The organism is Marivirga lumbricoides (genome assembly GCF_014636295.1).
GTDB classification, from domain to species: Bacteria; Bacteroidota; Bacteroidia; order Cytophagales; family Cyclobacteriaceae; genus Marivirga; species Marivirga lumbricoides.
Window position 1 is genome coordinate 56851 of sequence record NZ_BMEC01000007.1, and the last position, 25373, is coordinate 82223.

The 25373-nt window shown below is 36.4% G+C and carries 20 protein-coding genes; 4 read left to right on the forward strand and 16 right to left on the reverse strand.

Features of this window, described 5'->3' with window-relative positions:
* Positions 1-29: 29 nt before the first annotated feature.
* The 3 genes from IEV85_RS11660 to IEV85_RS11670 all read right to left on the reverse strand — a co-directional run bounded on the left by IEV85_RS11660 (position 30) and on the right by IEV85_RS11670 (position 2297).
* Positions 30-227 carry a hypothetical protein gene (locus IEV85_RS11660; RefSeq protein ID WP_188463484.1) on the reverse strand — a complete coding sequence of 66 codons (198 nt, stop codon included), beginning with the start codon at positions 225-227 and terminating at the stop codon, positions 30-32.
* 261 nt (positions 228-488) lie between these two features.
* Entirely contained in the window at positions 489-1592 is a 1104-nt protein-coding gene (locus IEV85_RS11665; RefSeq protein WP_188463486.1) for an FAD-dependent monooxygenase, read from the reverse strand.
* A gap of 102 nt (positions 1593-1694) precedes the next feature.
* Positions 1695-2297 (reverse strand): TetR/AcrR family transcriptional regulator, encoded by a 603-nt coding sequence (locus IEV85_RS11670; protein WP_188463489.1) that lies wholly within the window; start codon positions 2295-2297, stop codon positions 1695-1697.
* 1025 nt (positions 2298-3322) lie between these two features.
* On the opposite strand from IEV85_RS11670, the gene IEV85_RS11675 reads away from it, so the two are divergent.
* The 3 genes from IEV85_RS11675 to IEV85_RS11685 all read left to right on the forward strand — a co-directional run bounded on the left by IEV85_RS11675 (position 3323) and on the right by IEV85_RS11685 (position 7513).
* The gene (locus IEV85_RS11675) at positions 3323-4072 is read left to right on the forward strand and encodes a hypothetical protein (RefSeq protein WP_188463490.1); all 750 of its coding nucleotides are present in this window, start codon (positions 3323-3325) and stop codon (positions 4070-4072) included.
* 799 nt (positions 4073-4871) lie between these two features.
* Complete coding sequence (locus tag IEV85_RS11680) at positions 4872-6878, forward strand: ATP-binding protein (protein ID WP_188463492.1); 2007 nt, start codon at positions 4872-4874, stop codon at positions 6876-6878.
* Between the two features lie 149 nt (positions 6879-7027).
* Entirely contained in the window at positions 7028-7513 is a 486-nt protein-coding gene (locus tag IEV85_RS11685; RefSeq protein WP_188463494.1) for a DUF4348 domain-containing protein, read from the forward strand.
* Positions 7514-7519: 6 nt separating this feature from the next.
* Here IEV85_RS11685 and IEV85_RS11690 read toward each other — a convergent pair whose 3' ends face one another.
* The 13 genes from IEV85_RS11690 to IEV85_RS11740 form a co-directional block, all read right to left on the reverse strand.
* Positions 7520-9295, reverse strand: coding sequence for a serine hydrolase (locus IEV85_RS11690; protein WP_188463496.1), 1776 nt, complete (start codon positions 9293-9295; stop codon positions 7520-7522).
* A 469-nt stretch (positions 9296-9764) separates the two neighbouring features.
* Entirely contained in the window at positions 9765-10652 is an 888-nt protein-coding gene (locus IEV85_RS11695) for a cation diffusion facilitator family transporter (protein ID WP_188463498.1), read from the reverse strand.
* A 242-nt stretch (positions 10653-10894) separates the two neighbouring features.
* Positions 10895-13306 (reverse strand): TonB-dependent receptor domain-containing protein, encoded by a 2412-nt coding sequence (locus IEV85_RS11700; RefSeq protein ID WP_188463500.1) that lies wholly within the window; start codon positions 13304-13306, stop codon positions 10895-10897.
* A gap of 93 nt (positions 13307-13399) precedes the next feature.
* Entirely contained in the window at positions 13400-13927 is a 528-nt protein-coding gene (locus tag IEV85_RS11705) for a hypothetical protein (RefSeq protein ID WP_188463502.1), read from the reverse strand.
* 184 nt (positions 13928-14111) lie between these two features.
* On the reverse strand, positions 14112-14900 hold the full coding sequence (locus tag IEV85_RS11710) for a phosphotransferase (RefSeq protein ID WP_262892148.1): 789 nt from the start codon (positions 14898-14900) through the stop codon (positions 14112-14114).
* A gap of 15 nt (positions 14901-14915) precedes the next feature.
* Complete coding sequence (locus tag IEV85_RS24885; RefSeq protein WP_229712576.1) at positions 14916-15098, reverse strand: hypothetical protein; 183 nt, start codon at positions 15096-15098, stop codon at positions 14916-14918.
* A gap of 45 nt (positions 15099-15143) precedes the next feature.
* Positions 15144-16409, reverse strand: coding sequence for a DUF418 domain-containing protein (locus tag IEV85_RS11715; RefSeq protein WP_188463504.1), 1266 nt, complete (start codon positions 16407-16409; stop codon positions 15144-15146).
* Positions 16402-17325, reverse strand: coding sequence for a polysaccharide deacetylase family protein (locus tag IEV85_RS11720; protein WP_188463506.1), 924 nt, complete (start codon positions 17323-17325; stop codon positions 16402-16404). The genes IEV85_RS11715 and IEV85_RS11720 overlap by 8 nt, the downstream gene beginning before the upstream one ends.
* 82 nt (positions 17326-17407) lie before the next feature.
* Positions 17408-18301, reverse strand: a complete 894-nt coding sequence (locus IEV85_RS11725; protein WP_188463508.1) for a TolB-like translocation protein — start codon at positions 18299-18301, stop codon at positions 17408-17410.
* Between the two features lie 38 nt (positions 18302-18339).
* Positions 18340-20814, reverse strand: coding sequence for a DUF5916 domain-containing protein (locus IEV85_RS11730; protein ID WP_188463510.1), 2475 nt, complete (start codon positions 20812-20814; stop codon positions 18340-18342).
* A 295-nt stretch (positions 20815-21109) separates the two neighbouring features.
* Positions 21110-22198: a mechanosensitive ion channel family protein gene (locus IEV85_RS11735; RefSeq protein ID WP_188463512.1), complete on the reverse strand. Its 1089-nt coding sequence runs from the start codon at positions 22196-22198 to the stop codon at positions 21110-21112.
* A gap of 127 nt (positions 22199-22325) precedes the next feature.
* Entirely contained in the window at positions 22326-22454 is a 129-nt protein-coding gene (locus IEV85_RS25090) for a DUF421 domain-containing protein (protein ID WP_262892147.1), read from the reverse strand.
* Between the two features lie 512 nt (positions 22455-22966).
* Entirely contained in the window at positions 22967-23368 is a 402-nt protein-coding gene (locus tag IEV85_RS11740) for a DUF4783 domain-containing protein (protein WP_188463514.1), read from the reverse strand.
* Positions 23369-23654: 286 nt separating this feature from the next.
* Here IEV85_RS11740 and gpmI point away from each other — a divergent pair, with 286 nt between their 5' ends.
* The gene (gpmI, locus tag IEV85_RS11745; protein ID WP_188463516.1) at positions 23655-25178 is read left to right on the forward strand and encodes a 2,3-bisphosphoglycerate-independent phosphoglycerate mutase; all 1524 of its coding nucleotides are present in this window, start codon (positions 23655-23657) and stop codon (positions 25176-25178) included.
* Positions 25179-25373: the final 195 nt, after the last annotated feature.

The window sequence follows — 25373 nt, forward strand, 5'->3', positions numbered from 1 at the left end:
GCAAGGAAGATTTTCTAAATCATCTCGTTTTAACTTCTTAAGTAATGCATAGAAACTGAGGAGGGTATTATTGCATTGCAAATGCTGAAATTAAGGAGTCCTGTTTGCAAACCAGGACTAGAAACATAGTGGTAGAAAAGCACCACATCTTTTCTCCAGAAGTCTTTACCTTTTTCCAAAACCAAAGCATCTTTTTCAGCTGATAGCCGCTTTAAAATGTCAGACATTGAAGAGAAATTTATCATTTCATGTTCTGTGCTCACAGAACATTCTCGAATGGCCTGTGAGCCATAGGCCTTGGGTAGGAGGGGATAGCCTCCCGGGAAAACTTTGTGCTTCCCGGGGTACTTGTGCTTCCTCCCGGCAGGATTATAGTGTTCTTTCCTTTATGTAGAGGGAGTCATAATTTCTCTTATTGATAAATCGCAGGTACATAATTTTTCTTTTGCCTTTTCAATTAGTTTTTAGTGAATACAATGTTGGCTATTTTACTTCAAAGCTTTATTTCTTGCATCTATTGCCTCTTGTGACTCAGGTATCAAAAATGAAATTCCTCGATAGACAGTCGCTTGTAAAGAATCAACTGTTGGTCTAAAATTTTCATTGTATTTTTCAAAGGCAGTTTTGTAATCTGAATTGTCTGCCATAGCATCTGCCAATGTCGTTGCACCCTGCATAGCAAGCGTAATACCCATGCCAGTCGGAAATGCGGGTGCATAACCAGCATCGCCAATTAGTGCCACTCTACCATTCGTCCATTTTGGCATTTTTATTTGGCAGCCCTGGTCAAAATAGAAATTATCGGCATCTTTAATTCGTTCTAAAATTGCGGGAATCTTCCACTCCTCATCTTTGAAAGCATCTAACACAATCTTTTTTTGCGCCTCAGTATCTCTAAAATCATAATTTATTTTTTCAGAAGATTTGAACGCTAGAAGTGCATCAGCGAATCCTCTATTATAAAAATAAACAGTTCCCATTTTATTGGGTACATTATACACCTGTCCAGTGTTCAATTTCCCGAATTTTTCGTCAACCTGCATAATCGTAAAATAAAAATTCATGAAATTGGTAAACTGTTCTTCGGGTCCAAAAACTAATCTTCGAACACCAGAATGTAATCCGTCAGCACCAATTAGAAAATCGTAGTTGCACTTTGTTCCATCTTTAAATGTAACCGAAACGCATTCTTCGTTTTGAGATACTGAAACAATCTGATTGCTAAACTTAAATTCGACATTTTCGGGTATAAGGGCATAAATTATTTTTACCAAATCATCTCTCCTTATTTCAATGTCTTCTCCGGGCCTTATGGATATTTCGTCACCCATCATAGTCGCTTCTATTTCTCCATTGGGGTTTAAGAATTCCATACCCATTGTTGGTAATCTGGCTGCTTTTAACGCCTCAATTATACCCATACGTTGCGCTGTGTCCAATGCATCTCCACGTACGTCAATAGGAGTTCCCCCCATTCGTGGTGCAGCACTCAGCTCAACTACTGTTACGTCATAGTTATTGCGATTCATCCAATACGCCATTGTTAAACCCGCAATACTTGCTCCTGAAATTAATACTGTTTTCTTTGACATTTTTATCTTTTTATTTAATACTCTTTTTGTTAGAAACTGATGTTTATCCACTAGCAGCAACTTCCTTTGCAATGTTTATTAGCTCTTGATTCGCATTAGGAATTAATTCTTCCGAAGAAGACTGTAGATATTATCCCATACTTTTAAGGATTCTATTCTTATAGTAGAAATCTTATTTAAGAACATCAGGTTTGTGGTTAGCCCATCAGACAAGTACATGAACAGCTTGGCAATGTCAGTACTTTTAAGGGTTGAGGTTATTTCATTATTACTTTTTGATATATCTATAATTTTTACCCAGGCTTCAGTTTCTTTATTTATTTCTTCATCAATGACTTTCTGAAAATTGGGAATCAATCGTAAGGCATCAAATATTAGATAGTAATGATTTTGGTTAAAGTCGGTATTGTCCTTGTCACCGGGTCCTTTTTTATTATTTCCTTCACTAATATTCCTGACCCAATTGGTATAGAATTCCTTTAAGGAAGTTGTAGAAAGATCATCATAATCATCAATCTTCATTGAATTGAAAAAACTCATAACCACTTCTTCAAACACCTGCTCTTTGCTTGTGAAATAGTGGTAAAATGCTCCTTTAGAAATTCCTGCACTTTCTACAAGTTGTTTCATGGTCACTTCCTTAAAACCTCTTCCTAAGAAGAGAACTGTTGCCACTTTAATTATATGCTCTTTTGTTTCTGTCATTATTTCAATTATAAACCGACCGTTTGGTATGCAAATATATAAATAATATTTTCCCCAAATATTATTTTCATATTTATTTTATTCAGTCGAAATGGTTTTCGCTTTTTTATTAAAGAAATGTGAGATATAGGTACAATTATTGTTGTCGAACAGGAATTGTAGCATTGGAAAAATCCGAAAATCGTGAGTTGATTTAGTAGGCCCCGACCCTTTATGCAGAGGAAGCCATTATAAATCAAAAATTAGAGAAACGATTCAACTGATGAAGAGGAAACCAGCAATGAAAGACGAACAATCAGTATGGGGAAATACTTTTGGAACATGAGGTGCTTTAAATGGGGTGAAGACGGGTACCAACATCAGACTGGCCCCAAACGGGCAAAAAACCAAGTGCGATTATTTATCACTCCAACGAAAGAATATCGTAAATTGAAAGGCAATCGCTACCAGGCTCGGCATGATGGCTAGCCTTGACGTTGGGCACTATTTTGTGACTTACTGTTATGCAGGCATTATTGCATTGCAAATGCTGAAGTTAAGGAATCCTAGTTGCAAAGGAGGACTAGAAACATAGTGGTAGAAAAGCACTGCATCTTTTCTCCAAAAGCACGTTACCTTTTAAGGTACAGGCATTGGCAAATTCTATATGAAATTGAACAAATGTCCCTTTGGTTTCCATGTTCTGTGACTCACAGAACATTGGCTAAAAGGCCTGTGAGCCACAGGCCTTGGGAGCAGTGATGGTGTGTATTTCACATGTTTTTACTAATGCTCGTTAGTCCCGAAGGAATGCCGATGGCGCAACGAGAATTTTCTAAATCATCTCGTTTTAGCTTCTTGAGTAATGCATAGAAGCTGAGGAGGGTATTATTACATTGCAAATGCTATGATTAAGGAGTCTTCGTTGCAAACGAAGACTAGAGATGTCAGACATTTGCTTTTGAGTGAGGAAAAAAGTATCGTTGAGAGAAGGATTATAAAATCAAATAATTAATATTGAGATTGTTACCACAAATATTTTTTATATGAAACATATACTTTTAGCTATAAGCTTATCAATTATTAGTTTTAACTCTTTTTCCCAAACCAGAGATTTAAATGTTAGTATGTACAACTTCGCAAACCTCTGGCAAACAGACTCTATAATCGATCTGTATTCAGGCTTGAAGGTAAAAAAGATGGAACCTATTGGTTTTTTTGGAGATAAATACCAAAGATTTTATGTTCATTTTATTTCCGTAATAAAGAATCAGCAAAACCCAAATGAATATCTAGTCTACGGCAAGAATAAGTTAAAAGATAATATAAGCGAGATAATGGGTTCATTAAAAATTAGTAAAGCCTCTATTTATGATTTCAAAGAAATTGACTCTATTGAGCAAGGGATTTTGAAAGGTACTTATATTTTATTTGAAGATAATTCTAAAGCAGGAACTGGGAAATTTTATGGGAAATTCGAAACTGAGTTCATGATAATTAATGATAATATTTATTATAGCTCCATATATTTAAGTGCAGATGGTTTCCTAAACAATCAATTTCAAGGTGTTTGGTCTAGCTATTCTTCAGGGAAAAACTATACTTGTAACTGGGGTGACTATAGAATTCCCGATTCCGGTGATCTTGATAATGGTGCTGGAGAATTTAGTGTAAATGAAAAATATTACGCTAATGGCTGGAGGTCTTTTGAAACTTCAAAAGGTTATGGCATGAATGCAACCAGAGAAGAAATAGAAAAAGCTCGAGATGAAGAAAATAAGGAATGGTGGGAGTAATTATAATTAACGCTAATGATAGATCAAATTAGTGCTTAATTAAAGATACTTTTAAATGGTCCTGTTGAATTTAAACCTCTCTTTTTTCCCTGTTCTGTGGCTCACAGAACATTTCCGATAGGCCCGTGAGTCACAGGCCTTGGTAATGCATAGAAACTGAGGAGGTATTAATGCATTGCAAATGCTATGATTAAGGAGTCTTCGTTGCAAACCAGGACTAGAAACATAGTGGTAGAAAAGCACCGCATCTTTTCTCCAAAAGCACGTTACCTTTTAAAGGAACAGACATTGGCAAATTCTATATGAAATTGAACACATGTCCCTTTGGTTTCCATGTTCTGTGGCTCACAGAACATTGGCTAAAAGGCCTGTGAGCCACAGGCCTTGGGTAGGTAGGATGCCTTCCTGGAAAACTTTGTGCTTCCCGGAGCACTTGTGACGCTTCCTGCCAGGATTTGAAGGCTCCCCGGGAGTCAGGAGCCTACTAAATTCATCCGGGAAGGGTTCTTCTTCTCCCGGGAGCGGTACCAATTTACCCTGGAAGCCAGCTAACTGACCCGGGACAGGTAAAATTGAACCGGGAGACCTTCCATCTAGCCCGGGAACGCTTTTTAATGCTTTAACAAGTTGACATATTAAGTTTTCTGCTTAACACAGCCTTTTTCAGCTAAATGTTATACCCAAGCTTGGGTATTTTTCTGTGCTTTTCGATGAATGAATAGGATTTGATGAGGGGAGGGTTTATTTTATGGGTATAAATGAGATAGTGTCAAAATTGTATATAATAATTATATAGATTATGGAAAGAACAAAAGAGAAGACTTACCCAGGATATAATCCACAGACTAAATTTGACCACTTTGATGAAGAGGAGAAAAAAATCATAGCAAAATTTGCAGGTGAATGGTATGTGACCAATGGCGGAGGAATTTTTAATTTAGGAACAACAAGTGAATATAAATACTTTCTAATTAAACCGCCAGATAATTATAAAGAACTGTTTAATATTGAATTAGAGATAATTGTAATTTTTAGTAATTATTCCACATTTGAGACGCGGTCTTTAGATGCCATAAGTTTCATCGAAAAAAGATATCAAAACTTAAGACTAGAAAAACTTTGTGCTGTCATTATAAGTAAGGATGAAAGTATTGTGGGAAGGATTAATGACCTAGTAAAAAATGATCAAGAATCACAATTAATAGTACCGTTCCACTTCGAGGAATTACTTGACAATCCAGATTCCTATTTAATTAGAAACAGGTTTAAATCTCACTTCTACACAAGAGATTTATTTGCCTTTGAATCACCATTAAAAAAAGATTTATACTTTTTTGGGAGAAATGATCTTGTCCATAAACTTGTTAATAGACATCGGTCAAATGAAAATTCAGCAATTTTCGGATTAAGAAAAACTGGGAAAACATCAATAGTTTTTGGTATCAAAAGAATTTTAGATACTATAAACGAACGATTCTGCTTTATAGATTGTCAAAATCCTGCTTTACATAAGAGAAACTGGAATAAAGCTTTATGGTATGTTATTGATCAATTATATGAACAGAATACTTTAAAGTATAAAAAAAGGAGAGAAGCTGAATATACAGAAACTGATGCTCCAATATATTTCGAAGAAGCATTAAAGCACTTTAAAATAATTAGTAAAAGTTCTTCCTGCCTAGTCGTTTTCGATGAAATCGAAAATATCACTTTTGGGACTGCACCAACAGAACATTGGACAAAAGAATTAGATTTTGTGTTTTTCTGGCAGACAATACGATCTACCTTCCAAAAACATAATAAGCTATTTTCTTATTTGATAATCGGTACCAATCCAATGTGCCTAGAAAAATCATCCATTAATGGTAAGGACAATCCAATTTTTAACCAGATATACTTTGAATATGTTCCAAACTTCGATGTTCCCCAAACTAGGGAAATGGTGAGAAAGCTTGGTAGAATAATGGGACTAAAATTTGATGAAACCATTTTTGCGAAACTCACAGAGGACTTCGGTGGTCATCCGTTTTTAATTAGGCATGTATGTAGTATTATTAATAAAATATGCTCAGAAACTAGACCGATTAGAGTTGATAGAACTATTTATAATCAAGCGGTAAAAAAGTTCAATTTGGAGAATGCACATTATATTGATATGATTCTAAATGTGCTGAAAGAATATTATCAAAGTGAATTTGATATGCTAAAATATATAGCCTTAGATGATCTCGATACCTTCAACGAGTTAGCAGAATTATCTCCAGAATTTACTAATCACTTAATTGGGTATAAAATTTTAGATAAAATTAATGGAAGTTATTCCTTTAGAATTGAGGCTGTCAAAGACTATCTTTTAAATCGCCATAAATATGAGAAAGCCTTAGATTCAAGTGAAGACAGAAGAAAAGAAATATCAGAAAGAAGAAACCGAATTGAATTAAAGCTTAGAAAAATTGTCAGAACTCAACTTTTAGCTGTAAAAGGTAAAAGTGAAGCTACTCAAATATTTCTTAGCGTTCTAGGAGATCCTAGAAAGACTAGTTACCAAGGACTCAAATATGCTGATTTATTTGACTCTAATAAATCTGAAATATATTTTGAAGATATTAGAAAGATAATAATCAAATATTACGAAATATTTAAAAACATCTTCGGATCCGATAAAGATGACTTCAACAATAAAATGACTATTATAAATAAATATAGATCTGATGCTCATGCTAAAAAGGTAACTAGAGAAGAAATGGAAGTTTTTAGGATTTCAATCTCTTACATTGAAGATAAAATTTCAGATTTTCTGGAATAATGACTATCCACAATAATAATTATAGCCATTGGGCAGAATGTACTAAAGTTGAGAATGATTACATTTAAGAAAATATGTGGAGGTTTTGCAGTTTAGAGCTTTGATGTGCCCCAGTCTACACATTCTTATCATGAAAATTAACCTAAACCATGAAACAATTTCACTTCCTTCTTATCACATTTTTCCTAATGAGTTGCTCTTCTAAGAATACTGATATTCACACTGCGGAAGTATCGAACGATATTATCGGAGAACAAACTAAGCTATCTAATACTGATTCAATGTCAGCTGTCAACTTAGATATTAACTTTGAGTCCTTTTTAAGAGAATTCTGTGCCAAAGAAGAGTTTCAATTGATAAGAGTAGATTTTCCCTTGAAGATTATACTACTTGATATTGAAGATCGGGAAGAGATTCAAACAATATCAAAAGAAGAATGGCAGCATACAAACCTCCTTGATACTGCTAATATAGAAACGAGAGATGTTGATGCCTATTCTCAGACCATGCATGTGAACGGGTCAGAAGCAATAATCAAGCTGCGAGGGATTGATAACGGTATCAGAATTGATTATAAATTTCAACAAAGAAACAGGCGCTGGTATCTTAAAGAAATCCTCAACGCCTCTACTTAATAGCTATCATCCTCCTGCATAATCATAAGGAATATAATTCTGCCATTTCCAGGGAGTATACACATCTTTAATAGTGAGTTCCAACAGTTCTTTAAAAATGCTTTCGCCATTGTCCGAATTGGTCATAATTACCACTCCTTTTCCTGTTTCAGGGAAAATAATGGAGTAGTGCTGAAAGCCATCCCCATGACCTTCTTTAAAAGCGCCAAAACCGTAAGGTGACTGCAATAAACCCCAGCCGAGTCCGTAATTTAAGCCTACTTCATCAAATTCATTGCTGGGTTCCAAAGAAAGTGCTCCAAACTGCTCTTTAGTATGAATTTCTATATTGGGTTCAAACATTAGCTCAGTTACTTTCGATTTGTTTTTTGAAAGTGTAAGAATATGCTGCACAAACCGAGCATAATCCGGCATGGTGGTTTCCATGGAACCTGGCGCACCAGCCTCATCTGCACTATCTTTCGGGATGATTTCACCTTTTTTGGTGTGTCCATTGCAGTACTTATTCTTAAACCTTTCTTGCCAGAGGTAGCTGGTCATGTCCATATGTAGTGGATCAAAAATCCTTTCTCTGGCCAGTTCCTCCAGCCCTTTGCCAGTGATGTGTTCTATGGCATATTGCAGCAAAAACATTCCTTCACCTGAGTAACTATATTGTGTTCCGGGATCAAATTCAATGAAAAGTTTACCTTCAGGAGTGAATTCTCCTGCCCGGCTTACCCATCTCCAATTAGGAAAACCTGTGCTGTGGGACATACACATTCTTGCTGTGATTTCCTCATAGCGTAAATCGCCCTCCAGCTCATGAAAACCTCTCCATTCCTTTTCAAATTGTATTTCCGGAATGGACACCTCATAATATTCCTGAAGCGGTTTGTTTAAATCCAGTATTCCTTCTTCAGCCAATTGTGCCACTAAGTAACCAAAAACAGCCTTGCTGAAAGAAGCGCCATAAAATCCATCATTTAGCTTCAGACTGTCCTTGGTTTCAGCATTTGCGTAACCAAAAGCTTTCTGATAGCTGATTTCATTGTTGTCAAAAATTGTGATGGCCAGTCCGTGCACATGGGCATCAGTCATCAGTTGGTTGATTTTGCTGGTGAGCGAATCGGTGGTAATAGTGCTTCCGTCTAACCTTGAAATACCTAATTCGGTACTGTTTTGGCAGCTTGTAATTGAAAAGGCGAAGAAAAGGATGCCTATGCCTGTAACAATTGCTCTTTTATTTCTGAATACAGGAATTGCCAAAGGGTAGAAGCACTTCTGGGCTTTCAGCACATACGCTATATTAGTAAGCATTACTATCAGGCTAAAAGGAATTACGCTGATGAAGAACAGAAATCCCCATCCTTCCACAGTAAGAAGCGCCACAAAAGATAAGGCATATAAAAGCGTCACCGTTATTTGAAAGTTGATAATGGCTCTTCCATGCCTGTCGTAAATGGCATTGTCTTCTCTTTTATGAATCCATAAAAAGATGGAAACCAAAATATTGAAGAACGGAATCATTAAACCAATAATAGGCACACCATGCATAATCAGGAGCCACTTCATTTGCAGGCTTTCTTCTTTTGGGTTTTCCAGAACCAGCAGGTCATCCGTCTGAATTTGTAACCCATCTGCAAGCAGCTTTATAGTTTCAAGATGAGGATTCACATCTCCTTTCTCAATCCTTTGAATAGTGCGAACTGTAACGCCCGTTGTTTCAGACAGCTTTTCCTGAGAGAAGCCTTTTAGTTTGCGATGGTATACTAAGTTTTTGGCAATGCTTTGATTTTCCATAATTTTCCGATTTGTTAAATTACAAATTTCCCTGAAAACTGTGGTCTTTCTTACGACACGGTGGTGTCATGTAGGTGTCATTTGATGGAGAGAAGGGTTATTTAGTGTTTAAAAAGGGTTTTAGCATTGGAGCTTTATTGACTTTAATGTCTTTCTTTTTGCTATTATTTAACAATATGTTTTAAATAGCTAGTATGCTTAATTCTTAAAGCTCACCCCTAATTTGTCTTCGACAAATCTTCCCCTCTCTTTAAAAAATAGAGGGGAGAAATCTCGTAAAAATTGATATTCTTCTTTTAGTTTATTATGGTGGAACGATTACTAATTTGATACTGATTGCTTTTACTTTTCCTTTCTCTTCAGGGAAAGAGAAGGGTGTCGACCTCCAATTGGCGGTTGACGGGATGAGTTTTACTCTCTGAAAGTAGCATTTAAGGAGAAATTTAGATCAGAAGAGAGTGGAATACTTTTACTCTTTCTCATGATCATAATGATCCGGTTCAATATGGATGAGGACATGGCCCAAACCAGGTATTTCATCTTTTAGCGTATCCTGTAATTTGTGTGCTAAATCGTGGCCCTCTTTCACTGTAATTTGCCCATCTACTATGGCATGCAAATCAATGTGGTATTTCATGCCGGATTTTCGTACGAAGCATTTTTCTGTATCCACAATGCCATCCACTCTAGCTGAAACGGCTCTCACATCTTCAATCAAGTCATCATACAAGTGTTCATCCATCATTTCCCCAAGGGCAGGGCGTAAAATCAGGTAGCTATTGTACAATATGAAAAAAGCTGCTAATAAGGCAGCCCAGTCATCAGCCGTTTCAAAGCCTTTTCCAAAGTATAACGCAATAGAAATACCTACAAAAGCAGTCACTGAGGTGACAGCATCACTTCTATGGTGCCAGGCATCTGCCTTTAAGGATGAGCTGTTGGTCTCTTTGCTTCTCTTAATTACTACGCGGTACGAGATTTCCTTCCACAGGATAATGCCTCCCAAAACAAATAATGTCCAGGGTTCGGGTACTTTATGAGGAGTTTGAATATTTAAAATGCTTTCATAAGCAATGATGGTGGCAGAAACCACTAAAAAAGCAGCTACTACGAAAGTGATAATTGGCTCAATTTTTCCATGGCCGTAAGGATGATTCTCATCTGCCGGTCTTTTGGCGTATTTTAGACCAAAAAGCACTAAAATAGAAGCAAAAATATCGGTGGTAGACTCAATGGCATCTGCTATCAGCGCGTAGGAATTACCGAATATACCTGCCAAACCTTTTATTAGAGCGAGCAACGTATTTCCTGCAATGCTAAAATAAGTGGTTTTAATAGCAGTTTGTTCGTGATTCATGAGGTATATCCTGATTGCGATTGAAGAATAATTGACAATTTAAACAGATCATCATTTTTGACATAGCTTGTCCCGCTCTTAGCGGAAATGCTGTTATTATTTGATCTTACCAGTTGTAATAAATTGATTGATAAAATTACCAATAAAAGCTGAGCTATCGTGTAAATTTTAGCTATTTCTGATAGTTAAGAAAATGAAAGTTCTCCTTCAGAATACTCTTTTTAGGGAGAACTTCCTCTGTTTTAAAACTTTGCACTTAAGGAAACAATAAAATTTCTTCCTGGAGCAGAAATACCGGAACTGTAAGGTCTGTAACGCTGATCGCTAATATTCTCAATGCCAACATTTACAGAAAACATTTGGTCAATGGCATACATTGCCTTAAAGTTGAGGGTATGCCATGATGGTGAGTAATTATTGCCGTTTTCATCTTTGGCATAAATCTCATCCTTTCCCTGCTCTTCCACAGCTAAATCCTCATACGAGCGCTCTCCCTGGTAGTTGGCATATGCTAGCAGTTGGAGCTTTTTGTATTTGTAACCTAATCGGGAAGTTCCAAATAGAGGAGCCGCATGCCTGCTAGGGCTTGTAGATCCATCATCCAATTCTTCTTCGCCCACCTGGTAATTCATGTCAGAGCTAAAGTTAAATCCTCCGGGAAATTTCAATTCAAGCCCTGCCTGAATTCCATATACTCTGGCCATAGCAGCATTTTGAATAGCCTGCACCTGGCTTTGCACACCATCATACAAAATGCTATCTCTTCCGTTAAGTTGAAAATTTCTTCTGACCAATGCATTGTTCAACAGAGTATAGTACCCCGTTATGTCCACTTTTGCCACATCTCCAAATACTTTTGCAATTCCCGCATCAACATTATAAGCATATTCAGCTTTTAGTTCAGGGTTGGGTACTGTAACAGCACCTTGTTCGGAATCAAACACTTTGCCGATATCATCCACATTGGGTGAGCGGAAAGCTGTACCAAAATTAGTACTGATTACCCAGGTGTTAGTTGGCCTGTAAACTGCACCTATACTTCCTGTTAAAGCACCATTATTGATCTCTGCTTCTGCAAAAGGAAGAGGATAAAAATCCAGGTTGTCTCTGAAGTCCGCATTTAAAATAAACTGGTTATACCGGAGCCCGCTCTGCACTGTTATTTTTTCAAAAACCTTCCATTCATTGTTCACATAAATACCAATGGAATTCCAGTGGGCTTGTGAATACCGCGTTGGGCCCGCAGATTGGTTTCCGCTAACTATGTTTTCATCCACCCCGGTTGAAGTAACATCATTCAGGATGTATTCTACACCATAAAAAAGTGTATTTTTTCTACCGAAATCTTTCAGAAAATCTACGTTAATAGAATAAGCTTCTACTTCTTCCGTTCTTGTTTCCCGCATTTCGGCATTAAAATTCCTGCTAATTCTGCTCTCCTCAAAAGACTGTTGGGCCAAGCGGATAGTCATTTGATCAAATGCGGGATTATTGTCAGAATGAGTAATACTCAGGTTGTTCATTACCCATTTTTGAGGCCCATAGTTCCACTCAGCATAGCGCGGCATGCCATTCCGCATTCTGTTATGTCTGTCGTACCTTCCATAAGGGGAAGTTTCCGAAAAATGAAAGCCATATTCAAAATCCCATTTTTCAGAAGGCTTAAACCTTACCTTTTGCATAAAGTTGGTCTGCGAGTAGGCTGATGGAACCTGTAATAGTTGATCATCAAGTTCAATCATGCGATCAGTGTCATCAATGCGCTCTACTTTGTAAGTTTTCAGGTAGTCTTCCGGCCCAAACTTTCCCTGCCTTAAATCATCATAGTCCCACCTGCTTACACTTGTGGTAAGTGCCCACTTTTTCCAACCTACGTTAACATCAACATGACCTGTTTTTTCATTGTTGGCTGAAGAGTATCGGACAGCCGCATGTCCATTAATTGCCGGATTTTCATCTACTGAAAAATGTGGAGTAAGTGTACGGAAACTCATTACACCTCCGATGGCATCACTTCCATAAATTACAGATCCAGGCCCAAAAAGCACTTCAGTGCTTTCAACTGCAAAAGGATCCAGCGAGATTACATTTTGAATGTTTCCTCCTCTGAAAATAGCTGTGTTCATACGTACACCATCAATAGTATAGAGTAACCTGTTGGTGGCAAAACCTCTAATCATAGGGCTTCCTCCCCCTTGCTGGCTTTTTTGTACATACACTTTTCCTGAAATATTTAACATATCAGCTGCAGTTTGCGGATTCTGTAAAGCCACTTCCTTAGGCGAAATTGAAACTACTTTGGCGGGAATATTGCCAGTAGTTTGCCTCCAGCGAGTAGCAGATACGATTACTTCATCTAAATTGAAATTTGATCTTTCCATATATAGAATAAAGCCTTTAGCCTCAATGGCATCATAACTAATTAGTAAAGGTTTGTAGCTCAATTGTCTTACTTCTATGATTTCAGCACCTTTGAAAGCTGAAATATCAACCTTTCCCACTGAATTGGTCGTGGCAAAGGCTCCTGGATGTTTACTGATCAGCATCACCTGCTCAATAGGCAGATTGCTTTCCTGATCTTTTATGGTAATTGTTTGCGAAAGGGCAATAAAAGGCATAGCCAACAACCACCACATCAATAAAAATTTTTTCATGTGATAATTCTAAGTAAATAAACTAGCCCGGCTGGGCGTAAATATGCTCTCACAATGCATTATGCAAGTGATGTGAGTTAGTAAATGATAGAGTTACCTGTTTTCCGGAGGAGGAGTGGGAAGAGGTATATAAGTGAAGTAATTAATAAGAAAATAAACTGAGCTCTTGTGCTCAGTGAGTCCTGTGCTATTAAAGTTCCAACTTGAAGGATTGAGGAGATAGAGAGATTTAAAATAGTTAGAGAGCCATTCTTCTTGTTCTTGTCTTTCAGGAATATTGTTTAAAGCTTTTACGACTAAAAGAGAAAGTTGCTTGTTCAGTGCTGTTTCTTCATGATCCCACCAGCACCAATAGTAAGTAGTGTCTCCAATAGTTTGTTGTTCCACCACATCATACATTTCATTTTGGTACTCAAATTCTTTGGCATGTTCCCATTTTAAAACCTTTGCTTCTTCGCTGGTAAATTTCAGCAAAACAAGTTCATTTTTATCCATGCCTGCTATCATTTTCCACTTCACTTCATGCTTCACGGCCCTTTTCTGATGGCTAAGCCAGGAATAGGTGATTAAGCCCGGGGCAAAAAGGATGATGAATAGCGATATGGAGGCAAAAACTTTCAAATAGAATAATAAAGGCTGTTATGTAAAAATAACTTTTTTAAAACCTTTATCCGATTGTGGCAATATTCTTTATGAAAAATTTGATGAGTGGAAGTAGTTCTCTATTACTCAAACTACAGTTTCCCTATAGGATTTGAGGAAGTTTAGAAGTAGGTACTGGAAAGTAATCTCACTCGAGGTTGAGTTAAATCTCAATTTGATGGTACTTCAGCCAATCTTTAGCCATACCCATAAACCTCTTTAAGTAATTCTCACTGAGGAAAACATTGGACCAATTATCGAAACGTTGAGATTGGATTCCCAGGTAGAAAATCCAGATGCTTAAGCCTGAGTAAGCAAAAAGGCTTTTTTCCTCATCAGGTATTTTTAATATGCTTTCATAGCCATTGAGAAAAGCCTCTTTCTTCCTTTCGAAATCTTTTTTATCGGGCTCTACATGAAACATTTGCATTAAGAAATAAGCTATATCGTTTAGTAACCATCCATTTCCACAGAAATCGAAATCAAAAATAGTCATCTCTGACTCGCTATTAATGTGCATGTTGTCGTACCAAATGTCAAGATGAACCACCCCGGTTCTTATTTTTTCTGTATTGATAAGGCTAAAGATTTTTTCTATTTCTTTTCCGGCCCGTTTTATAAACTGCATTTCCTCATTCGTCTCTTTAAAAAACCTGAGCGCATGTTGATAAGGAATGGCAGTTAAAGAATGAGCATTATAAGTAATTCGGTTTACCTTCAAGTTTTCTGTTACCTGATGAATTTTTGCCATCAACTTCCCAATGTTGAAGCTGGTTTCCTCTGAAAAGAATCTTGCTTTTTCGCCTTCAGCATAAGAGAAAAGTAGAGCAAATCTATTCCCCTCAGGTGCATGAAGTTCCTGGAGGTATTGCGCTTTTGCATCTTGAATAGGGTAGGAAACAGAAATGTTATTTTCTTTTAATAATTCTAACAAACGAATTTCTTCCTGTATTTCTAATTTGCTTCGTCAGTTGTAGCTGTACACCCTGAAGACATATTTTGCTGATTGGCAGGTAATGATATAACTGTGATTGATACCTGTTCTGAATAAACGGGCATCAACATCTCCTGAAATTTCATATTTATCTTTAATAAACTGAGCAATATGGCTGGCAGAAAGTGTAGAATCAATAACAGGGAATATATTCATAATTTAAGGCAGATAGTGTTAGAGATGGCCCAAAAATCTAAGCAATCAATTAAAGTTTCTGTAGGTAAGTTTTCTCCAAACATACTCTAAAGGGCCATATTGGAAATGCTTCATCCACAGCCAACTAAATACTATCAGGAAAATCCATATAAATGGAATAAAAATAAGTAGTTCTGTTCTGGAATGAACATTAAACTGATTAAAGCCATATCCATAGAATATGAAGCCACAAATAATACTTTGCAAAAGGTAATTAGTTAAAGCCATTTTGCCCAATTTTGAAAGAGGCTTAAAGCTGAAACGCTGTAGAAATTTCTGATAAATACCATTAAAAAGCAGGATATAAGCTAACCCCAATATTTCTTTTGGGAAGGTAAATAGAAAGCTAACCCATATATTTCTGACAGGGTTGAAATACTCAAAGGTCCAGTGATAGTAGCGGAAATAGTTTATTATTAAAGCTATAGCAAGAATGACCAGTGTGGCTGGCCAGTAAAAACGAACTGAGTGATAATTTTGAAATATGCCCATTCTGTACAGAATAATTCCCAATAGCATCATAATAATGGTTCGGTAAAGTATCCCAGTATAGAGCACCTCTCCCTTATGAACTTTTGTATGATTAGAATTTTCAGATATACTGGATAAATAGGAGCTTCTATGATTTACTATCTCAGACTGATCTGCGACTCCTTTTTTGGTTCTGTTTTCCCACTTTTCAATGTTTTTAGTATCCTCTTCCGACCTTAAGTTCTTCTCAACCAGTAGAGATTTTTTGTAAGCATTGTATTGACTTTTTGTTGAAACTGTGCTCTGAAATGAATTAAAAAGCAAAAATCCGACAGGAATTATAAGCACTAAAATAAGAGACTTCACTTTGAATGACCTAAATGGTATCAGCAGAAACCCGCAAATAGCATAATGGTAAAGTACATCCCCATCCCAAACAAAATAGGCATGAAGAACACCTATAATAAAGAGCCAGAGCAATCTTCTGGAATAAATGTCCATTGCTTTCAGCCCTAAATTTTTCTTTTCAAGTCTCTCTAAAAATATGCAAAACCCCACACCAAAGAGGAGAGTAAACATGCTGAAGAATTTCCCTTGAGCCAGAAAATAAATCCAAAATCTTGTTGTATGATCAAGTGATGAGCTAAAACCATAGCTATAGGAACTCCAGGGGTTGGGATAAGAGAATGATTCGATGTTGATGAGTAGAATTCCCAGAATGGCTACTCCTCTCAAAAAATCTAATGAACTAATTCTTTCACTTGATTGCGTGGGTAAAATTTGACCTTTTAAGTTATTCATTCACTAACTTTTCATAAACCTTGTAATATTCCATGATATCTGGCTCTTGCTTCATAGCTACACTTCTTTCTTTAGGGTTTTTCATCCATCGGTAGAGCCAGGAAACGCCCCATTTTTGATAATAATTATCTTCTTGATGATAGATAGGGTCTTTCAGTGCTTCTTCCAGACTGATGAATGAATAGTTTTTTTCCTTTAGTAATTGAATAATTCCGGGCAGGTAATCAGCATTCAATTGGTTATCGTGGCAGAGATAAATTTGATTGATTTTTCTATTATACTGAGTTTCTGCCAGGGAGTCAAAGAAGTCAAAATACTGGATCGTTTTCACCACATAAGCAGCGGCTACTTCTTTGGCTTTGTCCATTTCACCGGATTTTAAGTAATGTTCATACAAATAGCTGAACATCCAGTCCGAGCTTTCCACAGTGTGAGGAGCAATGGTAAAGCCCTGTTCCTTCAAGTACGTTTTGATTTTTTTATGTTGCAGAGAGTCTTTTCCTAAATCGTTAAAAGGAAATCGAAAGTATTTCGGATCTTTTTTCAGTTCAGTCCCTTCTCTGAAGGCTTCTCCTTTCTCAATATCTTTTTTGAACGACTCAAAACCCACATCAGAATAGCGTGAGTGACTAAAGGTATGATTGGCAGCTGTAACATACTCTCTTTGCAACCACGCTGAAAGTAGCTGCTTGTTTTTGTCTATCTCCTTATTTTGCTCCAGTTTGCTATAATTGATGAATATTGCAATGGGGACGTTCAAGGAATCAAGCTTATGCAACAGAAGAGGGTGGAGTTTGTCTTTTTGATACTGCCTAACGTTGGGAACATCATCAATGGTAATAGCCACATTTGTTTGAGCTGAGATTGTATTTAATAAAAATGTGGCGAGGAGTAAAAAGATTACAAAAATACGCATTGTTTATATCGGGTTATCAGCTACGAATGTTAAAGATGTTATTTTATTTGCTGGATTTCAAGTCTGGAGGCACTGCTTTGCCTTATCTGAAAGCTTCTAATAACGATGCATCTACCCAATAAATATCCTGATTACTGGTAAAGAAGAAATATTTTCCATCTTTGGTTACAAAAGGGCAGAGTTCATGGCCTTCTGTATTAACAAGTGGCCCCATATTACTTGCTTTTGACCACTCTCCATTTGCACTCTTAAAACTAATATACAGATCCCCTCTTCCTAAACCTTTTTTCCTTGCCGCTGAAAATATTAAATAAGATTCATCAGGTGCTACAAAGACATCAGCCTCATATGCTTTAGTATTAATATAATCACTTAATTTAACTGGTTTCTGAAACTCACTCTCTTTCCACTCGGCTTTATAAATATCGAAATCGTGATTTTTTCCTTTATCTGCCTGAGCATTTGAGGAAAAGTACATGCTGCCATCCTCTGCAAAGGAAATATAGTACTCGTTAAAAGTAGTGTTAATATGGCTGCCTGTATTGATAGGCTCAGACCATCCATCGCCTTCCCGGTTGGAATACCAAATATCATAGTCTTTTTTATTTCCAGATCCATCAATAGACCTGTCTGAAATATAAAAAAGCTTTTGCCCATCAACTGAGAGAAATGGATCATTAAAACTATATACAGGATGTGATATAATAGCTGTTGGAGCAGTCCATTCATCTTTTTCATAGACTGAATAATGTATTTCTGCTTTTCCCCCCTCATCAATAGCGTAGAAAAATTCCAGCCCGTCAGCTGAGAAAACAGAACCAAATTCACTTCTATTGTCTTTTGAAACAAGGTGAGGAGCAAATATTTCAGGCTTAAGGCCAGGTGGTTTTTGTGCCAGATATTGCTTTTTAGTATGCTGAGATAATGAGATATTGATAAAGCATACATAAAAAATAATCAATATGGGAAATTTCATTCTTTTGAGTTTTCGTAATTGTACTTTTAATATTCACCTCACTGTTCCATCCCTTTCATAGCCATTTTCCTATCTCTTCTTTCTTTATTTAAGGTGGAAAACGTACTGATTTGATTTCTTATTCTGTTGTAGTTAAGAAAATAACTGATGCGCAATGATAGTGTATTAAGCTGAGGACTATTGAAAAGGTAGTTGAAGTTCTCATCAAAATGCTGGTCAGTTTTTTCAATAAAGCTATCCATTGCATTTCTATACAAAATTGTCATTTGACTACCCGGGGCAAACCACCAGGAGAATCGAAGGTCTAAATTCCATGTGTTGTAAGTTACATTGTAGATGTTCTCATGCTCAGGTCTTACAGTAAGTTCTCCATTATTTTCAAGCTCATAAAATTTGGTATAATCAGCTTCTGAAAAATAGTGCCGAAAAGCCAGGTTTAAGGATGCCTTATTATTAAATATGTAATTTCCTCCTAAAGAATTAACAATGGTAGTTCTTGTCCGCTGTCCGAAGATAATTTCCGATTCATCAAAATCAACAAAGCCCTGCTCTTTGCCGGAAATGGTATAATTTGTTTCGAAGTTTAAATTAAGCTGGTTGGAGATTCTATAATTAGGCCTTGCTTCCAATACCACAAGCCTTCTGCCTTTTTCATAATATTGATACCAGTCAGCTACTACTTCAATAGCTAGTTTTTTACGAAAATCTGTAGAAAACCACAGCCATTGATCATAATATCCGGGCACTTTAACATGTCTTCCATTTACTCTGGGTTCATAAATATCATTTATGCCGTTAAAGGTAGTTTCAAATCCTCCTCCAAAATTGAAAAAGTTTTTAGTGGTAAAGCTTGAGTTAAAGTTGAACTCATTGGAACTGAAGAGGTCTGGTTCCAGCCTTCTTTCATGCCTTAAGTTAAAGTTAAGGTACATATTATTTAGAAAACCTTTGGGCTGTAATAAGCGGTAGCCATAATAACCAAAATATCTTACATAATTAGTTACACTTGAATAGCCCAGGTCGTTGATATTATAATCGAGTGTTCTTAAATCAATGCCTGCTTCCACCCTGTTTTTCCCACTTATTTTAGCAAGACCGGTCTGTGCTTCTATTCCAAACTGCGTATTTTCATCAAGCACCCAGCTGCCTTCAGCACTTGCCCTATAGTTCCATGTGTTGTTTTTATTTGTGAGAGAAAGATAAGCACCTGAAGCATTTGCATCCCTGAAATCTCCTTTTCTGGTGGTATTCGTATTCACAAACGATACAGAAGAATTATCTCCAAAACGCTGGTCCAGAACAAGTATATTGTAGTTTGTTAGCGGTTCAACCAGCTCCTTTCGTGTTTCGCTTGTTTCTATGTTTCGTATGTCTGCATAAGTATTCTCGGTTATGGCATTAAAAAAGCCAATTCCTAAGCCTTTATCAGTTCTTCCTGAAACTTTAGCTGCGTTTATTAAACTCACGGAGGAGGGGAAGTAAAGTATTTCTTCACTTTCTGAAATACTTACATTACCAACTGGTGCGCCTCCTACTCTTCTGGAGTAAAATAGATTTCCTTTTGAAAATAATTCTGTCCCTTCCGTAAAAAATGGCCTTTGTTCATCAAACTGCACCTCAAAAGCAGATAAGTTTAGCACGTTTTCATCAAAACCTGCCTGCCCAAAATCGGGAATTAGCACCATGTCCAGTGTAAAGGCATCATTAATTCCATATTTTAGATCCATTCCTCCATTCACCTTTACATCAGTTTTCCCGTCATAATTATTAATGTAAGAGGAAATGTAGGGTTGAAATGAAAGGCGGGTAGGAGTTTTAATATTCTCTATACCGTAAACTTCTCCATCATAAATGGAATATGAACCTTTGGTGTTATCAACATGGCTCCAGCTATATCGTGTTCTGGTTCTGTAAAATTCACGCTCCATGTTTAAGCCCCATTCCTGAATGTCCTTTTTGGGGAAGCGGAGCTCAAAATATGGGATGAAAATTTCAGCTACCCAGTTGTCGTCATTAATTTTTACTTCGCTATACCAAACAGCATTCCATGAATTATCCTCGTCTCCATTGGTCATTTTAGCATCGTACTGTACGCCCGCAGCAGTCACTATAAACTGCATACTTTGTTGCCTGTCGTTATAGCCATTTAGCAAAATAAAAAAGAAATCATCTGCCCCTATATTATCCCGCTGAGTAAGTTCTTTCATGATTTTATCCGGGTAAGGATCATTCATGGTAGCACCAAAATAGATGCCCAGGTCATCATAAACAATTTTTACTTCTGTGCGAAGGCTATCAGGAATGGGTCTTCCATTGGTAGGGTTTCTTTCAATAAAATCTGTGGCAATGGGGGCATCTTGCCATGCCTCATCATCCAAAATACCATCAATTTTTGGAGCAGAAGTCACCTTTTTAATGGTAATACTTTTACGAGGAATGCTATCATTTGAATGTGCAAAAGCGCCACTTGCTGCAAGCAGTATTAGCAAAGTAGTGAAAAAATATCGAAACATAGTTTTGAGCCAGTCTAATATCAATAAATGAAGAAAAAGGATGTAATTAAAGTATTAACCATCCGATTATCACTTCAAAGGATGTAGGTCTGCTTGCTTAAGTTGCAAAAAAAGGAAAATTAATTTTCTTCAAATGTTATTTTTCTGTGGGAGGCTCAATTGTTGTGCCAGTAGCTTCGATCAAGGATAAATCATGCCTGAGGCATTTCAGAGAAACACTTCTGTTCATTCGCGAACAAAAGTGTTTCTATATGGACATTTTTGTATAGAAAGAATCATGTAGATAATAATAGTCTTAGTTTGTTAATTCAGACTCTTCCTTCTCTTCTTTTTCTCTTTCATTTACCAAATACAAAGTTCTTGTTGGGTAGGCAATAGTAATATCCATTTTCTCAAATTCTTCAAATATTCTAAAGTTGATGGCTTGTTGAATATCCATGTATTTATTGTAATCTGCTGCGTTTACATAATATACAATTTCGAAATCCAGGCTGGAATCACCATACTGCTGAAAGTGGGACCGGTCAAAAGTTACATCTGCTTGCTCTTCCACAAGGCTGCGAAGAAGGTCAGGAATTTGCTTAAGTTTTTCGCATGAAGTTTGGTATACTACTCCAATTTTAAAAACCACTCTTCTTCGCTCCATTCTTTTGTAGTTGCGAATTCTTGATTTAGTAAGATCACTATTAGAAAATATTAGTTGCTCTCCTGACAGACTTCTGATTCTTGTAGTTTTAACACCAATATACTCCACGGAGCCCAGCTTATCATCAATAATCAGGAAATCACCTACCTCAAAAGGCCTGTCGAAAAATATAACAAAGTAGTTAAACAGATCACCAAGAATATTTTGGGCCGCCAGAGCAATAGCAATACCTCCAATACCTAATCCAGCTACTACTGCTGTTACATCATACCCCAAATTGTCAAAGAAGAAGAGCAAGCCAACCATCCAGATAATTGCATGAATGATAATAATGAGGCCTCCAATTTGTTTTAATTTTTCCTCCCCATTTTCCTGCCCGCCTACATAGCTTCTTAACATGCGTATGATAGAGGCAGAGAAAAACCTGATCAGGAGGTAGGTGATCACTACAGTTATCGCAACGGAAAGTATATTTTCTACTTTTTCTGTAAGCGTGAGTGAAACAATAACACCATAAACAATGAAAACATAAATAGCAGGAATGCCAAACTTCTCAATGCTATCTACTATGAAATCATCAATATTGGTGGTTGTTTTTTTTGTAAGGGCCTTTAGCCTTTTTAATAGAAACCTCTTAAACAGCTTAACCAGTACAATGCCAATTAAAATAGAACCTAATGCTATAAGATACTCCTGAACAGTATTTTGATAATAAACTCTGTCTAAAAATTGATTCATGTTTTAGAAGATTTGAAAAAGCGAGGATAAAAGTTACTGATAATGCTTACTGTTTTTAACGGAGCCCTTTTTTTGGATGTTGCTTGTTTTTAAGCAAAAATGAGTTTTTGTGAGCTTTTACGCTATTTTAATTACAAAAGCTGATGTCTCCCTTTCTTTCCATTATGGCAATTTTAACTTTTTCGATCTGATCAGTATTGGCATGTAAGCGTAGCGCCTGTATCAGATCCTGTTCACTTAAATCACCCTTCTTCATCTGATTTCAATCTATTATTTCATTTCTAAGTAGAATTCGTTCTTCTCCTTTGAAAAATTTAGCATTTCTGGCAGATTTTCTATTTAACTGAGATATAAACTTATGGAGGAGAACAAATAGAAACCTAAACCTGGCAGCTAGAATCTCCAAAAATTATTTTTCTTTAGTAGTAGGCAGCGAAGAGGTAATCATTATGGCTAAAATAAAATCAAAGGCAGTCATTTTATCAACAAACCTTTTTTTTGCCATACCAATGAAAAAACTACGAAGTTTCGGGCAAGCGTTTGTAGTATAAGTATAGTATAATGTTAGAGGTGTTAATTCCAGAAAGCGCTATTAAAAAATGCCGGATTTCCTCCATAAAAATTAAATGAAGTACTACAGCATTGATTTCGGCTCAAAGTTCACACAGTGAATGTATAGGACTATAGAAAAAGTTATGAAAGTGAAAAAGTGGTTTCAGAAATAGCCATAATAGAGATGTAAATAGGCAAAGATTACAGATTTTGTATTTACTCTTTCACGAAATCAAGAATGTAAATTTTATCCACGCCTTTAAAACTTTTTGTACGAATTAGCAGCTTGAAATTACCTCCTGCATAGCTGTAACTGCCAATGGCATATTGTAAACCTTCATTTGAGCTACCTTGATGGATGTATTCAAAATCTACAGGTTCGTACTTTTTAAAAAAATCCTTTAAGTAAATTTCTGCATGTACGTTACTGTAATTATCAGATTCCCCATTAATGTTGAGTTCTATAGTATCGTGAAAATATTTCGCCAATTCTTTTGAGCTCCCGGCTTTTAATGCGGAACGGACATTACTAAATAAACTTTGCGCTTTAGCTTCTCCAGTAAGAAAAAATACTGAAAATATAAGTAAGCATATAAGCTTGATAAGATGCTGCTTCATTATTTTATTGAAATTCATCATTTTCATCCATTCATGCTAAAATTGTGCCATTAATAGCATATTATCAAATTTCCAATCAAATTAACATAAACCAAACCGACTTACAAAGCCAATGGAAATTATTATCTTTAAGTTTTAATTACTAAAGTGAATTCTGTTTTCGTAGTTTTGTTGTTCGCTCTGTTAAAAACAACGATTTCTCTTGAAAGTAAAATTTTTTTAGTGAAACTAAAAGTTTAAATATAAATATAAAATAAACCAGAACCCTACAACTAACATTTTAAACATGAAGAATAAAGTAATTTTAATGATATTGGATGGTTGGGGCATAGCTACCAATAAAGAAGTATCAGCAGTTGATAAGGCCAACACACCATTTATGGATAGCCTCTATACCCGGTTCAGAAACAGTAAACTTCAGGCTTCTGGCGAGGCAGTAGGATTACCTGATGGCCAAATGGGTAACTCTGAGGTGGGGCACATGAATTTAGGGGCCGGCCGTGTAGTTTATCAGGATCTTGTAAAAATTAGTAAAGCAATTAAAGACGGATCCTTAAAAGATAACAAAGTATTTAGAGATGCCATTGAATATGCCAGATCTTCGAGGAAAAAGCTTCATTTTATAGGTCTTGTTTCAGATGGAGGGGTGCATTCACACATAGATCATTTAAAAGGATTGCTTAGTTTGGCAAATGATGCCGGGTTAAAAGATGTTTTTGTACATGCTTTTACCGATGGACGGGATACGGACCCTAAAAGCGGGAAAAAATTCATAAAAGAAGTAATTGATCATTGTAAACAAACCACCGGTAAATTAGCAAGTATTACTGGAAGATACTATGCTATGGACAGGGATAACCGTTGGGAAAGAGTTAAAGTGGCTTATGATGCCATGCTGAAATCAGAAGGTGATGGCAAAAAGGATGTGCTAAAAGGAATTCAGAAATCCTATGACAGAGGCATTACAGATGAATTTTTAAAGCCTATTATTCAGCTGGATTATTCAGGAAACCCTGTAGCGAAAATTGAACCTGAAGATGTGGTGATTTGCTTCAACTTCCGTACTGACAGAGGAAGGGAAATTACTCAGGCCCTTACGCAAAAAGCATTCCCTGAGCAGAATATGCATCCTTTAGATCTATATTATATTACAATGACTAAGTATGATGATAGCTTTAAAGGTGTTAAGGTGTTATTTGAAAAAGACAACCTTACTAATACCTTAGGTGAAGTGCTTGAAAAAAATGGAAAGAAGCAAATAAGGATTGCAGAAACTGAGAAGTATCCGCACGTAACGTTTTTCTTTTCTGGAGGTCGGGAAAAAGAATTTGATGGAGAAAAAAGAATTATGTGCCCTTCTCCTAAAGTGGCCACTTATGATTTACAGCCTGAAATGAGCGCTGCAGATATCAGGGATGCCATCATTCCGGAGCTGAAAAAACAGGAAGCTGATTTTGTCTGTTTAAATTTTGCTAATCCTGATATGGTGGGGCATACCGGAGATTTTGACGCAGCAGTAAAAGCCTGCGAAACTGTGGATAAATGTGCAAAAGCAGTTGTTGATGTTGCTTTGGAGAATAATTATGCCACTATAATTATTGCTGACCATGGTAATTCCGACTTCATGATTAACGAAGATGGAACACCAAATACAGCACATACTACAAACCTTGTGCCCTGTATTTTAGTTGATGATACTTTTAGCGGACAAATTAAAGATGGTAAGTTAGGAGATTTAGCCCCTACTATTCTTAAAATGATAGGAATTGAAGTTCCTAAAGAAATGACAGGAGATATACTGATCAATTAAAGTACAATTAGAACTTTTATAATTAGAGAAGTTAGAAATTATAAGCACGTGAAATGTCTTTTTCACTGGTACGAATAAATTATATATACATGAAATCAGCATGATTAAGGAGAGGCTCCAACCGAGGATAAATATAATAACCCTGGGCATGGTAGCAACTCCGATCTTTCTGATTGCATGTGATAAGTAAAAAGC